This window comes from Sandarakinorhabdus sp., assembly GCF_041689835.1.
Taxonomy (GTDB): Bacteria; Pseudomonadota; Alphaproteobacteria; order Sphingomonadales; family Sphingomonadaceae; genus Sandarakinorhabdus.
Genome location: NZ_JBDNFM010000083.1, coordinates 1 through 13,308 on the forward strand (window position 1 = coordinate 1; position 13,308 = coordinate 13,308).

General features: G+C 65.6%; 15 protein-coding genes. 8 read left to right on the top strand and 7 right to left on the bottom strand.

Features of this window, described 5'->3' with window-relative positions:
* On the top strand, positions 1–527 hold a 527-nt coding region (locus ACESL8_RS04195), incomplete at its 5' end, for a M28 family peptidase (protein ID WP_372916278.1).
* A gap of 3 nt (positions 528–530) precedes the next feature.
* On the opposite strand, the gene ACESL8_RS04200 is transcribed toward ACESL8_RS04195, so the two are convergent.
* The 4 genes from ACESL8_RS04200 to ACESL8_RS04215 form a co-directional block, all read right to left on the bottom strand.
* A complete protein-coding gene (locus ACESL8_RS04200; protein WP_372916280.1) occupies positions 531–1,595 on the bottom strand; it encodes a 5-(carboxyamino)imidazole ribonucleotide synthase in 1,065 nt (354 codons plus the stop codon).
* The gene (purE, locus tag ACESL8_RS04205; protein WP_372916282.1) at positions 1,595–2,098 is read right to left on the bottom strand and encodes a 5-(carboxyamino)imidazole ribonucleotide mutase; all 504 of its coding nucleotides are present in this window, start codon (positions 2,096–2,098) and stop codon (positions 1,595–1,597) included. The genes ACESL8_RS04200 and purE overlap by 1 nt, the downstream gene beginning before the upstream one ends.
* An 84-nt stretch (positions 2,099–2,182) precedes the next feature.
* Positions 2,183–2,764: a TetR/AcrR family transcriptional regulator gene (locus ACESL8_RS04210; RefSeq protein WP_372916284.1), complete on the bottom strand. Its 582-nt coding sequence runs from the start codon at positions 2,762–2,764 to the stop codon at positions 2,183–2,185.
* A gap of 140 nt (positions 2,765–2,904) precedes the next feature.
* Complete coding sequence (locus ACESL8_RS04215; RefSeq protein ID WP_372916286.1) at positions 2,905–3,279, bottom strand: hypothetical protein; 375 nt, start codon at positions 3,277–3,279, stop codon at positions 2,905–2,907.
* Positions 3,280–3,379: 100 nt separating this feature from the next.
* Here ACESL8_RS04215 and ACESL8_RS04220 point away from each other — a divergent pair, with 100 nt between their 5' ends.
* Both ACESL8_RS04220 and ACESL8_RS04225 read left to right on the top strand, forming a co-directional pair.
* A complete protein-coding gene (locus tag ACESL8_RS04220) occupies positions 3,380–4,426 on the top strand; it encodes an MBL fold metallo-hydrolase (RefSeq protein ID WP_372916288.1) in 1,047 nt (348 codons plus the stop codon).
* Positions 4,427–4,436: 10 nt separating this feature from the next.
* The gene (locus ACESL8_RS04225) at positions 4,437–5,060 is read left to right on the top strand and encodes a YoaK family protein (protein ID WP_372916290.1); all 624 of its coding nucleotides are present in this window, start codon (positions 4,437–4,439) and stop codon (positions 5,058–5,060) included.
* Here ACESL8_RS04225 and ACESL8_RS04230 read toward each other — a convergent pair.
* Genes ACESL8_RS04230 through ACESL8_RS04240 form a run of 3 tightly spaced genes read right to left on the bottom strand, consistent with a single transcriptional unit; the run spans position 5,057 to position 7,888 of the window.
* Positions 5,057–5,710, bottom strand: a complete 654-nt coding sequence (locus ACESL8_RS04230; protein ID WP_372916292.1) for a 2-hydroxychromene-2-carboxylate isomerase — start codon at positions 5,708–5,710, stop codon at positions 5,057–5,059. The genes ACESL8_RS04225 and ACESL8_RS04230 overlap by 4 nt on opposite strands.
* On the bottom strand, positions 5,710–6,615 hold the full coding sequence (locus ACESL8_RS04235) for a haloalkane dehalogenase (protein ID WP_372916294.1): 906 nt from the start codon (positions 6,613–6,615) through the stop codon (positions 5,710–5,712). Before ACESL8_RS04235 ends, ACESL8_RS04230 begins: the two co-directional genes overlap by 1 nt.
* A complete protein-coding gene (locus ACESL8_RS04240; RefSeq protein ID WP_372916297.1) occupies positions 6,590–7,888 on the bottom strand; it encodes a spinster family MFS transporter in 1,299 nt (432 codons plus the stop codon). The genes ACESL8_RS04235 and ACESL8_RS04240 overlap by 26 nt, the downstream gene beginning before the upstream one ends.
* A gap of 127 nt (positions 7,889–8,015) precedes the next feature.
* On the opposite strand from ACESL8_RS04240, the gene ACESL8_RS04245 reads away from it, so the two are divergent.
* From ACESL8_RS04245 to ACESL8_RS04265, 5 genes are all read left to right on the top strand, one after another.
* Positions 8,016–9,449 (top strand): NAD-dependent succinate-semialdehyde dehydrogenase, encoded by a 1,434-nt coding sequence (locus ACESL8_RS04245; RefSeq protein ID WP_372916300.1) that lies wholly within the window; start codon positions 8,016–8,018, stop codon positions 9,447–9,449.
* A 40-nt stretch (positions 9,450–9,489) separates the two neighbouring features.
* Complete coding sequence (locus ACESL8_RS04250) at positions 9,490–10,221, top strand: 3'(2'),5'-bisphosphate nucleotidase CysQ (RefSeq protein WP_372916303.1); 732 nt, start codon at positions 9,490–9,492, stop codon at positions 10,219–10,221.
* Positions 10,222–10,379: 158 nt separating this feature from the next.
* A complete protein-coding gene (locus ACESL8_RS04255; protein ID WP_372916305.1) occupies positions 10,380–11,267 on the top strand; it encodes a hypothetical protein in 888 nt (295 codons plus the stop codon).
* Positions 11,264–11,800: a DUF2141 domain-containing protein gene (locus ACESL8_RS04260; RefSeq protein ID WP_372916307.1), complete on the top strand. Its 537-nt coding sequence runs from the start codon at positions 11,264–11,266 to the stop codon at positions 11,798–11,800. The genes ACESL8_RS04255 and ACESL8_RS04260 overlap by 4 nt, the downstream gene beginning before the upstream one ends.
* 97 nt (positions 11,801–11,897) lie before the next feature.
* A complete protein-coding gene (locus tag ACESL8_RS04265; RefSeq protein ID WP_372916309.1) occupies positions 11,898–13,064 on the top strand; it encodes a glycosyltransferase in 1,167 nt (388 codons plus the stop codon).
* Positions 13,065–13,308: the final 244 nt, after the last annotated feature.

Below are 13,308 nucleotides of genomic sequence, written 5' to 3' on the forward strand. Positions count from 1 at the left end.
CGCGTCAGCCCACGGTGGACGTGCGCCGCATCATCGCCGACGTGAACATCGACAGGCCGATCCTCACCTGCGATTTCGGTGATGTGGTGGCCTTCGGCGGCGACCGTTCCACCATCGGGCCAGTTGTGGCCGCTGCCGCCAAAGCCGCCAAGCTGGGCCTGTCGCCCGATCCGCAGCCCGAAGAAGCGGTATTCACCCGTTCCGATCATTACCCGTTCGTGCGCAAGGGCGTGCCATCGGTGTTCCTGAAAACCGGCTGGGCCGACACCACGGGCGGCATGGCGTGCAAGGAAGCCGAACGCTTGTTTCGCACCACTTATTATCACGAAGTCGGTGATCAACTGTCGCTGCCGTTCGATTGGGCTGCCGCTGCCAAATGGACCCGCCTCAACACCGACATCATCCGCCGGCTGGCAAACGCCCCGTCTGCGCCGCGTTGGTACGAAGGCGATTATTTCGGCACGGCTTTTGCGCCCGGTGCCCTGAAAGCGCCCAAGCTCAAAGCGCCCAAACCCAAAGCACCCTGAAGCCTATTTCCCCAACCGGGTGACGTGGCCCATCTTGCGCCCGGGCCGGGCCTGCGCCTTGCCGTAAAGATGTACGTGAGCGCCCGGATCGGCCATCAGGCGCGGCCAATCGGCAACCTCGTCGCCGATCAGGTTGGTCATCTCGATGCGACTGGCCATCAAGCCGGTGGGCCGCAGCGGCAGGCCGACAACGGCGCGGATGTGATTTTCAAATTGGCTGGCGGCACTGCCTTCGATTGTCCAGTGGCCGCTGTTGTGCACGCGCGGCGCCATTTCGTTGAAGCGCGGGCCATCCTTGCAGGCGAAAAATTCGCACGCGAGCACGCCGACATGGCCGAGCTTTTCCGCCACGGTCCGCGCCAGCGCCGCCGCCTCGGCAGCTTGAGCGCGCACCAGTGCAGGCGGCGGCAGCGTCGAAGTGGCGAGGATGCCGTTCTTGTGCAGATTGACCGGCACCGGCCAATCCACTTGTTCGCCGTCCTGCCCGCGGCACAGGATCACGCTGAATTCGTACGCAAAGTTCACGAAGCCTTCCAAAATCGCCGGCTCACCGCCAATGGCCTGCCAAGCGGCATCGGCATCGCTGGCCGCCATTATGCGGGCCTGGCCCTTGCCGTCATAGCCGAACCGCCGCGTCTTCAAAATCGCCGGCACACCCACCTGCGCGATGGCAGCATCGAGCGCCTCGCGGCTGTCCACCTGGGCCCAAATTGCCGTGCGCCCGCCCAGCCATTCGACGAACTGTTTTTCGGCCATGCGGTCCTGTGCGACTTCAAGGCTGTGCGCGCCGGGGTGGACGGGCACCAGTGCCGCCAGTCGGCGCACCGCTTCGCGATCGACATTTTCCCACTCAAGTGTGACCACATCGACTTGGCGCGCAAAGGCCGCCAGCGCGGCGGTATCGCCATACTCGGCACGGGTGGTGACGGCAGCGACGTCGCTGGCGGGCGCATCGGTTTCGGGCGCAAAGATGTGGCAGCGATAGCCCAATTCGGCTGCGGCAAGCGCCAGCATGCGGCCCAATTGTCCGCCGCCCAATATGCCGATCGTGGAACCCGGCGCCAACATCAGGACAGATCGTCAGACGGGACCTGCGCCACCGCATCGGTTTGCGCCTGCCGCCACGCCGCCAGCCGCTGTGCCAGCGCCGCATCATTCAACGCGAGGATGGCCGCCGCCTGCAATGCGGCATTTATCGCGCCCGCCTTGCCGATGGCAAAGGTCCCCACCGGCACGCCGGCCGGCATCTGGACGATGGAAAGCAGGCTGTCGATACCCTTGAGCTGGCGCGATTCCACCGGCACGCCCAGCACCGGCAAAGCCGTCATCGCGGCAGCCATGCCGGGCAGATGGGCGGCACCGCCGGCGCCGGCAATGATCACCTGCAAGCCGCTTGCCGCAGCGCCCCTGGCGTATTCGAACAACCGATCAGGGGTGCGGTGGGCCGAAACGATACGGGTTTCATGGGGCACGCCCAAAGCCGCCAACGTATCGGCAGCGTGCACCATCGTTTGCCAATCAGACTGACTGCCCATGATGATGCCAACCAGCGGTGCCGCTTCGCTTGCCATGGCTATGTTGCCCCTAGAAGAACGCCGCTGGAAAGCGCCATCTCCTAACTGCCCGCCCGGGCCGGCGCAAAGAAAATCAACCGGTCAGGCCTTGGCCGCCAGCAACCCGGCCACCGCTGCCTCGACCACCCGCACGGCAGCGGCATGATCCTGCCGCTGCCCGTCACGCAGCCGGCCATAAGCTTCGAGGCTGAGCCACAGATCAAGCTGTTCGAACCACAGATGATCGGCCTTGATCGAGTCCGGCACGATGCCTTCCAGCCGGCCCCGAAGCATCAGCGTGAGCGCATCCAGCCCGTGATCGAGCAGCGGCGAGCGCTGGCGGTGCATGTCGGCGGCGCGGCGATACGGCAGCACGGTTGCAAACATCTCCATGCGCCGTTCCATCGCCTCGCGTATCTGGCTCTGCCAGTCGGATGCTTGATAGGGGCGAACGAGGTGCGTGTAACGCCGACCGATGCGATCGATAACCGCAACATACAGCCCGTCCATGTCACCGAAATGGCGAAACACCGATCGCAGGCCCACACCGGCGCGGGCCGCAATTGCCTCGGCGCGCGGGATACCCTGATCCTCGTCAACAAGGGCAATGACCGCGTGGATGATGCGATCCCGGCTCGCCGCCGAGCGCAAACGCCGACCATCGATTTGAGCGGATTCCGACACGGTCAAGGCCTCTGGCTGCTACTATATTGACACTGCCACCGCAAAAATCGCGATTCCACTCAAAAACGGCCGCCAACGTGCATGCTGCGCCGCCATCCGCGCCCGGCGGAGGCGAAAGCGCGCCCGATTGACTCCCGGTGTCAGCGCGTGAAGCTGCGCCGTGCCAGCAGCAAGGCCGCGATCATCACGGCTTCGGCAATCATCGGCGGCCATGCGGTGGGCGCGGTGCCGTCCAGCACCAGCGACACGGCCCGGCCGATGATGGCGATACTCAGCAACAAAAGCGGCACCAGCAGGGCGTCGCCGTCTTTCTTCACCGCGCCGATCAGCGCAAAGACGCCGCCGGTAATGAAAAAGCCGGGGAAATCAGCGCGCAGCGTGGCCATGCCCTGTTGGCCCATCGGCGACAGAAAAAATTGCCCTGCCAGCTTGCCGGGATCGAGCAGAAAGCCCAAACCAATCACGATATTGAACAGACCGATCAGACCGATCAGCCCCCGCATTACGCTTGCCATGCCCGTTCCTCCCCCATTTCTGGATACGAGATTAGCAGGATGCGCCGGGTTGGACACCAATTCATTGTCACAAGGTCAGCTTGGGCTTAGCTTAGATCACATGCGCCGTTTCCCTCTGCTCGTGCTGTTGCTGGCCACCATCGCTGGCCTGTGGTGGCAACGCGTTTCGGTGGGCGAATTCATGTTCGGGCAAATCGCCGAGCGGCGAGCCGGCCGTAATGCGTTGGCCGCATATGGCGACGGCCTCACCCTGATTTTCTGCGGCACCGGTTCGCCGCTGCCTGATCCGCAGCGCGCCGAATCCTGTCTGGCCGTGAAGGCCGGCGACACGCTGCTGCTGATTGATGCCGGCGATGGCGGCGTGCGCAAGTTGGCTGGTTGGGGCGTGCCGCTGGGCGGGCTGGACGCTGTGCTGCTCACCCACCTGCACAGCGATCATATCGAAGGCCTGGCCCCGGCGCTTTTGCTGCGCTGGACCGGCAGTGCCGCCCGAACACCGCTGCCGCTGATCGGCCCGCCCGGCACCGCGCAGGTGGCTGCCGGCTACAACATGATGCTGGCTGCCGATGCCAGCTATCGCACCGCCCACCACGGCGAAGCCATCACGCCCACCGGCGGCGGCCAGTTTGCCGGGCAGGAACAACCCCCGGGCGTGGTGTGGAACCAGGGCGGCCTGGTGATTACCGCCTTTGCCGTGAACCACGCGCCAGTGGCGCCGGCCTATGGCTATCGCATCGCGTACAAGGGCCGCACCGTGGTGGTGAGCGGGGACACTGCCGCCACCCCGGCCGTTGCCCGTGCAGCACGCGGTGCCGATGTGCTGGTGCACGAAGCCTTGCAGCCGCGCCTTGTCGCCGGCATCACGCGCGGGCTGGCGGCCAGCGGCCAGGCCCGCACCGCCCAGATCACCCGCGATATCCTGAACTATCACACCACGCCGGAACAGGCCGCCGCGCTGGCCGCGCAGGCCGGGGCCAGAATGCTGGTGCTCACCCACATCGTGCCGCCGGTGCCGATGCGCTTGTTCGAAGCCGCCTTTCTGGGTGACGCCCCGCAGCGCTTTGCCGGCCCGATCCGCATCGCGCGCGACGGCACGGTGCTGCACCTGCCCGCCAGCAGTTCGGCCATCGACGAAGACGCCTTGTGACGGCACGCTGATGCACGATCACCCGCGGCGGGATCAGGTAATTGCGGCGGCGCTGGCAGCGCTGGCTGGCTATGTTGATGCGGTCGGCTTCATCGCATCGGGAGGCCTGTTCGTCAGCTTCATGAGCGGCAACAGCACGAGGCTGGGCATTGGCCTTGCCGAAGCCAGCCACCTCGCCGCCTTGGCCGGCAGCCTGCTCGCCGCGTTTGTGGGCGGGGTGACGCTGGCCACGCTTCTGGGCCGGCGCGCGGCTGATCAGCGCCGGCGCCGGCAATTGCTGCTGGTGGCATTGCTGCTCGGCGGTGGTTTCACGCTGGGACAATCGGGCTTCACGTGGCCGGCCTTGCTATTGGCGGCAATGGCGATGGGCGCCGAAAACTGCGTGTTCGAAGCCGGCGGCGACGTAAAGATCAGCCTGACCTTCATGACCGGAAATCTGGTCAAGATCGGGCAGCGGCTGGCGCTGGCATTGACCGGCGGTCCGGTGCTGGCGTTCCTGCCGTGGCTGCTGCTGTGGCTGGCGATGATCGGCGGCGCAGTCACCGGCGCGCTGGCGTGGCCGCTGCTGGGCATGGCCAATCTGGGCATTGCCGCCGCCGTGGCTGCCGCACTGGCACTGCTGATCGACGCCTAACGCGCTTGCAGCCCCTTTTGGCGCAGTCGCCAGACCAGTTGATCGAACCGATCCTGGCCAAAGAATGGCTCCCCATCCAGCGCCATCAGCGGCACGCCATAATGGCCGGAAGCGCGCTGGGCATCCTGATTGGCCTCGATGGCGGCGCGATAATGATCGGGGTTGGCGGCAACGGCGGCGTCGAGCGCAGCCAGATCAAGCCCGGCACGCTCGGCGGCCTGCGCCAGATGGTCGCCCTCGTGCCAGTTATCGACGGTGCCCGACCAGATGGTGTGGGACGCCTCGCGAATGAATTGCAGCCCGCGCCCGGCCTCAGCGGCGGCAACCCCGAGCTGCGACAAGCGATGTATGTGCGGCTGTTCGGAGGGATACAGCCGGGTAGCCGGGTCCATCGCCACCGGATCGGGCAGCGGCCAGCGGTAAGGCAAGCCCAGAAATTCGGCCGTCCGGTAGGTGTCCTTCATCAGGTAGAACACCCACAGCGGATCGACCTTCTGAAAGAAATCAGCCTGCCGCACCGCGATCGGATAAACGATGCGCACGTTGCAGCCGACGTCGTGCGTCGCCACCAGATCGACCACGCGCGGCAACAGCAGGTAGGAATAGGGCGAGCGGAACGACCAGAACAGATCGAAGGACAACACCGCCATCAGCCCCGGTTGATGTGATCGAGGATGATGCGCACCAGTTCGTCCGGCGCATCCTCCTGCAGGAAATGGCCGCCGCCCTGCACGATGGTGTGCGGCTGGCCTTTCGCGCCCGGCACGCGTTCGATGAAGACTTTTTCGCCGCCGTTCGTCACCGCGTCCTTGTCGGAAAAACAGGTGACCACCGGCTTGTCGAAGCGGCTCAGCACCACCCATGCGGCCTTGTTTTCCGCCACGCTGGCATGCTCGGGCGTCACCGGCACCAGGGTGGGAAACTGGCGGGCGCCTTCCTTGAAGCTCTCGTCCGGGAACGGTGCATCATAGGCGGCGACTTCGGCCGGCGTCAGCTCGCGGGTGGAGCCGCCATTGACGATGAATCCCACCGGGAATGTCTCTACCTTCTGCGAGAATTCCAGCCACGCCTTGAACCCTTCCGACCAGCCGGTGCCGATCGGCAGTCCGGTGTTGGCGATGACCAGCCGGGCAAAACGCTCAGGAAATGCCGCCACCAGCCGCAGGCCGATCAGCCCGCCCCAATCCTGGCAGAACAGCGTGATATCGGTGAGATCCAGCGCGGTGAGCCAGTCGCTCATCCATTCGACATGGCGTTCGAAAGTATAATCGTCACGGCTGGCCGGTTTGTCGGATTTGCCGAAGCCGATCAGATCGGGCGCCACCACCCGGTGGCCGGCAGCAGTGAGCGGGCCAACGAACTTGCGATAAAGATAGGACCAGCTGGGTTCGCCGTGCATCAGCAGGATGGGCGCCGCTTCCCGGTTGCCTTCGTCAATATAGTGCAGCCGCAGCGGCACAGCGGTCGCCCGGTCCGTTATTTCCCGATAATGCGGCTCAAAGGGATAATCGACAAGGCCGGCAAAGGCTTTATCCGGCGTGCGTAACACCTGCATTGGCGGCATCCTTTCCATTGGTTTCGCGGCCCAGCGCCCGCGCGCCCAGCCAGAACAACAGCGCCGGGAGCAGGCCCGCCCAAGCGGCAAAATACAGCACGACGCGCACGGACTGCACGCCATATTCCGGCTTCAACATATCAGACAGTGCGCCGAACAGCAGGGGGCCAAGCCCCAGCCCGATCAGGTTTTGCGCAAACACCATCCACGCCGCTGCCATCGCCCGCGTATCGGGCCGCGCCAGCACCTGCGCTGCCCCGTAAGCCGGGCCGTAATAGGCGGAATTGGCGATGGTGGGCAGCACCAGCAGCGCAATTGCCAGCCGCCAATCATCAACCATATAGCCGGCAAACAGGATGGGCGCCCCCAGCACCATCCCCCACGCCGGCAGGGTGAGCATGTGGCGGCGGTTCGTGGCGCCAAACCGGTCCGCCGCCCAGCCGCCCAGCCACGTGCCAATGATACCAGCAACACCCAGAATCACACCAACAAACAGCGCCGTCTGCCCCACCGAAAGCTTGTGGGTGCGCTGGAAATACACCAGCACCCATACGCCCTTGCCATAGCTGAGGAACGCCACCAGCGACGCGCCCGACAGCACCAGGCAATAGGCCGGCGATGCCGCGAGCAGCTTCAAGCTGGCCCACATCGACAGGCGCGGCGGCGCATCTGCCGGCGCTGGCAGGCCCAGCCGCGGATCCTTCAGGAAAAACCATACGAACACCGCCAGCAACAAGCCCGGCAAACCAACCACGAAGAAGGCTTCACGCCAGCCCAGCGCCTGCGCCATGCCGCCGCCGATCAACGTGCCCAACAACCCGCCGATCGGAATTCCCAGCCCGAAAAAGGCAATGCCGCCAGCGCGTTTTTCGGGCGGCAGGCTATCGGCAATCAAGGCGTGGGCAGTGGGGGTGCAGCCGGCTTCGCCGATGCCGACGCCGATGCGGGCCAGCAGCAATTGCCAGAAGTTCTGCGCCACGCCGCACAGCGCGGTCATCGCCGACCACACCGCCACGCACACCGCAATCAGCCGGCTGCGATTGGTGCGGCCATTATCGGCGAGGCGGGCGATCGGCACCCCCAGCGTGGCATAAAACAGCGCAAAGGCCAGCCCGGTGAGCAGGCCAAGCTGGCTATCGGACAGATCGAGATCACGGGCGATAGGCTCGGCCAGGATCGAGACAATCTGCCGGTCGATGAAGTTGAAGATATAGACGACCAGAAGTGTCCACAGCAGCAGACGTGGATGCCGATTGGCTGGCGCTTGCTCCATCCCCTTCTCCCCATATTGCGGGCAATTTTTGCCGCGTTTGGCACAGCCTGCCCTTGCCGCCCTTGGCTGGCAAGCGGCTTGCACTTGGACTGCTTGCATTGGAGAGGAGGACGGAGGAGATTGCTGCATGACCGTCTATCCCGCTCGCCCCGCCCTGTTCATCGACGGCCACTGGCTGTCGGGGGAAGGCCGCGCCACGCACCAGGTGGTGAACCCGGCCACCGGCGAAACGCTGGCCGAGCTGCCCCTGGCCACCACGGCCGATCTGGATGCGGCGCTCGATGCCGCCGCACGCGGCTACACGCTGTGGCGGGCGACCAGTGTGGACGAGAAAGCCGCAGTGCTGGCCGGCGCAGCGCGGCTTTTGAGGGACCGCGCCGACATCATCGCGGCCACCGCGACGCTGGAACAGGGCAAACCGCTGGCCGAAGCGCGCGGCGAAGTCGCTTACACGGCGGCGCTGGTCGATTTCTACGCCGGCGAGGTGCGCCGCAACTATGGCCGCGTGCTGGTGCGCCCGGCTGGGCAGCGCAGCCTGGTGGTGCATGAACCGGTGGGGCCGGCGCTGGCGCTGTGCCCGTGGAATTTTCCCATCCTCAATCCGGCGCGCAAGCTGGCGCCGGCGCTGGCGGCCGGGTGCAGCATGATCATCAAGCCGCCCGAGGAAGCCCCCGGCAGTGCTTGCCTGGTGCTGCAATGCTTCATCGATGCCGGGTTGCCGGCGCAGGTGGCCTCGATGGTGTTCGGGGTGCCCGATATGGTCTCGCGCCGCCTCATCGCCAGCCCCATCATTCGCAAGATCAGCTTCACCGGGTCGGTGCCGGTGGGCAAGCATCTGATGCGGCTGGCGGCCGACGGCGCCAAGCGCACCACGATGGAACTCGGCGGCCACGCTCCGGTAATCGTGTGGGGCGATTGCGATTTTGAAAAGGCGATCACCATGGCGTCGGCGTTCAAGTGGCGCAACGCCGGGCAGGTGTGCGTGTCGCCCACGCGGATGATCGTCCACGAAGCGATTGCCGATCGCTTCGCTGCCGCGCTGGCCGAGCGGGCGAAGGCGCTCACCGTCGGCCCGGGGCTGGATGCCGCCACCCAGATGGGCCCGCTCGCCAACCCGCGCCGGCCCGCGGCGATGGAAAGCCTGATCGATGATGCGCTGGCGCACGGCGGGACGCTGCTGGCCGGCGGCGCGCGTGTGGGAAGCGCCGGCAATTTCTGGGCACCCACCGTTCTTGCCGATGTGCCGCTTAGCGCCCGCCTGATGAACGAAGAACCGTTCGGCCCTGTCGCCACGGTTCAGCGCGTCGCCAGCCTTGACGAGGCTATTGCGGAGGCCAACCGGCTGCCCTTTGGTCTCGCCGCCTACCTGTTCACCGAAAACGCCCGCACCGCCAATATCTTCGCCGATGCGATCGAAGCCGGGATGGTGGGCATCAACACCATGGGGATGAGCGCGGTCGATGCCCCGTTCGGCGGCGTGAAGGACAGCGGCCACGGCAGCGAAGACGGCCCCGAAGGCATGCGCGCCTTTCAGGTGGTCAAGGCCATCCACCAGCATTGAGCGCCTTGCCGCCAACCGCGCACGCTGGCAGGAGCCGCGCATGACAGACGCCCAACTCGCCCGCCGCCTCGCCCTCGCTGCCGGCCAGATTCTGCTGGACTTGCGCCAGACCGGCCCGGCAGACGGTAAAGCACTGGGTGCGGCCGGCGACCGGTTGAGCAATGCATATCTGGTGGCCGAATTGCGCCGCCTGCGCCCCGATGATGCCATCCTGTCGGAAGAGGAAGCGCCCGATCTGGCCCGGCTGCAGGCGCAGCGGGTGTGGCTGGTCGATCCGCTGGACGGCACCCGCGAATATGGCGAACGCCGCGGCGATTGGGCGGTGCATGTCGCGCTGAGCATCGATGGCCGCATCGCCGATGGTGCGGTGGCGCAGCCAGCGCTGGGCCAATGCGTGTGCACTGCCAGCCCGCCGCTGCTGCTGCCCGAAGCCAGCCCGCTGCGCATCGTCGTCAGCCGCAGCCGCCAGGCCGCGTGCGCCGATGCGTTGGCGGCCGCCATCGGCGCGGTGCTGGTGCCAATGGGCAGCGCCGGTGCGAAAACGCTGGCCGTGCTGCGCGGCGAAGCCGATGTGTATCTGCACCAGGGCGACATGCACGAATGGGACAGCGGCGCGCCCGCCGCCGTGGCGCAGGCCGCCGGCCTGTGGGTGTCGCGCGCCGATGGCAGTCCGCTGGTGTTCAACCAGCCGCGCCCGCTCACCCCCGATATCCTGATCTGCCACAAGGCACGGGCGCCTGCCCTGCTCGCCGCCATCGCGCCCTTGCTGTAACGGGCCGCCGGGCAGGCGTGACATCACGGCCCAACGCGACAGGGGCGGCCTTGCTGCCGGTCGTCAAATTGCCATATTGGGGCTCTAGGGCCGTTGCAGGACACAAGGATTTGGCGTCAGACATGGTTCAAAGCGACGCCGGCACTGCATCCGCAGGCTTGGCATCAGATCATCTGCCTGCCCTGCCGCGCAGTGAGCGTGGTTGGACGTGGTGGCTTGGCACCGTCATCACGCTCGCCGTGCTGGCAGCGGCGATGATGCAGCTTGCCCAGCTCGATATGCGCCAGGTGGCCGCGATCGTGCCAACGTCGGCGGCGTTCTGGTTGGTGTTTGCCCTTTCCTATTTCGCCGGACCGTTTGGCGATTATGCCATCTTCCGCCGCCTCTGGCAGATCCCGGTGGCCGGCTTTTTTGCCCTTTTGCGCAAGCTGATCGGCAACGAATTGATCACCGGCTATGTTGGCGATCTCTATTTTTACACTTGGGCGCGGCAGCGCACCACCATGACCTCGGCCCCGTTCGGCGCGATCAAGGACGTCGCCATTCTTTCGGCAATGGCAGCCAATGCTGTGACGCTGGTGTTGATGGTGTTGGCTTATCCGCTGCTCGGCCAGTTGCGGCTGGGTATCGATTCCACCGCATTCTTCGGATCGGTGGCGCTCATGCTGGTGATTTCCAGCGGGGTGCTATTTTTCCGGAAAAAACTGTTCAGCTTGCCGGCGCCCGATCTCTGGTACGTCACCATCGTTCAAACAGCGCGGGTGATCTCCAGCCTGGTGCTTACCGGACTGTGCTGGCACTTGGCATTGCCGGCGGAATCGGTGGAATTGTGGGTGCTGCTATCAGCGATGCGCATGTTGCTGTCGCGCCTGCCTTTCCTGCCCAACAAGGATGTGGTGTTCGCGGCGCTGGCCGTGTTCATGATTGGCCAGGATGCCCAGGTGGGGGCGCTGATGGCGATGATGGCGAGCCTGCTGCTGGCCACGCACCTTGGTCTGGGCCTGTTGCTGGTGGGCGGAGAAGCAGTTGGATGGCGAAAAAAATGACCAAATACTGGTTGGCCGCGCTGCTGGCGCTGGCTCCTGCTGCAGCAGCAGCGCGGGTTGAATCCAGTCCCAATCTGGGCAAGGCCGAAGGGCAGTGCCGGCCGAACGAAGCTGGCCCGGCCGTGCTGGTGACGGCCGTTGGCCTGAAGGACCGGCGCGGCACGCTGCGCGCCGAGCTGTACCCGGACAACGACCAGGATTTCCTGCAGGACGACAATATCCTGATCAACGAAGGCAAGACGTTTCGGCGCGTGGAAATCCCGGTGCCGGCAGCCGGCGCCGTTACCTTGTGCATCCGCACACCTGGCCCCGGCGCCTACACGCTGTCGATGCTGCATGATCGCGATTCCAATCGCAAATTCGGCTTTTCCACCGATGGGGTCGGCTTCCCGAACAATCCGCGGCTGGGGCTGAGCAAACCCAAGGCCGCCGCCCTGCGTTTCCAGACCGGGCCGGGCCTGACTCCAATCAGCATCCGCTTCAATTATCGCAAGGGGCTGTTCAGTTTCGGCCCGCTGCGCGAGCGCGGCTGAGGCGGCGCCTGCGATCAGGTCTTGACCGCGAGGCCGGCCCGACGGAATGACGATTTGCGCTGCCCGCGCTGGTGCGGGCAAGGAGTATTGCATCGCCATGCATATCGTCGACGTCTCGGCGCTATACTCACCGCAGGGCGGCGGCATCCGCACCTATACCCACCGCAAGCTTGAAGTGGCCGAAAAGCACGGCGTGCGGCTGACAGTCGTGGTGCCCGGCGCCGACGACAGCGTGCGCGAGGTGGGCAAGGCCCGGCTTGTCAGCATCCGCAGCCCGCGTTTCCCGCTTGACCGCAATTATTTCTATTTCGCCAGCGACCGCATCATCCATGCCGCGCTGGACGAATATCAACCCGATTTCATCGAATGTTCTTCGCCGTGGGGCAGCGCCGCCGCGGTGGCAGACTGGCCGGGCGCCGCACCGCGCAGCCTGTTCATGCACGCCGAGCCGCTGTCGGCGTGGGTTTATCGCTATCTTGATGGCTTCCTGCCGCGCCAGACGATCGATCGCAGTTTCGATTGGTTCTGGCGTTATCTGCGCCGGCTCGACGCCCGATACGACCAGGTGATTTCAGCCGCCCCCAGCCTGTCGAAACGGCTGCGCGATGGCGGCCTCACCCATGTGGTGGACAATGCGCTGGGCGTTGATCCCGGCGTGTTTTCACCAGCCAACCGCGATGAAGAACTGCGCAAGCGCCTGCTGGCCCAGTGCAGCCTGCCACCCGAAGCCACGCTGCTGATCGGCGTGGGCCGGCACAGCCACGAAAAACAATGGCCGATGGTGATCGCCGGGGTGACCGCCGCCAGCTATGGCCGGCCGCTGGGCATGATCATCCTGGGTGACGGGCATGCCCGCGCTGCCGTGGTGCGCGCCGTGGGCGAAAATCCGCACATCCAGTTGATCGCCCCGGTCCGCGACCGGCCGGAATTTGCCCGCATCCTCGCCAGCGCCGACATGATGGTACACGGTGCCCCGGCCGAAACCTTTGGCATTGCCTGCGCCGAAGCCCGCGCCAGCGGCCTGCCGCTGATCGTGCCCAACGAAGGCGCGGCCTATGACCAATTGGAACCCGGGCTGGGCCTGGCGTTCACGTCGCTGGACGCTGCCAGTCTGGCCGGCACCATCGCCGATGCCATCCCGCAGCTGCCGGCGATGCGCGCTGCCGCCATTGCTGCGGCCCACGGCGTCCGCACCATCGATGCGCATTTCGAAGCGCTGTTCAGTGGCTTTGCCGCCGTGCTGGAACGCCGCCGCGCCGCCTAGCGCGTGATCGCGAACCAGATCACATAGAACCACGACAAGATGCCGTGGATGATTGCTCACAGGATCGATTTGGGCAGGCTCCAGCTGATCGCTACGGCGATGGCCGTGCCCAGACCGATGCCGGTTCGCACCACTTCGCCGCTGCGCAGACGTTGTTCGGCCATTAATGGTCTCCCAGAAGCTCGGTCGAGATTATGGTGCCCTATTACAGCAATACAGGCAAGTGCGGGTTACATTTGCGTGC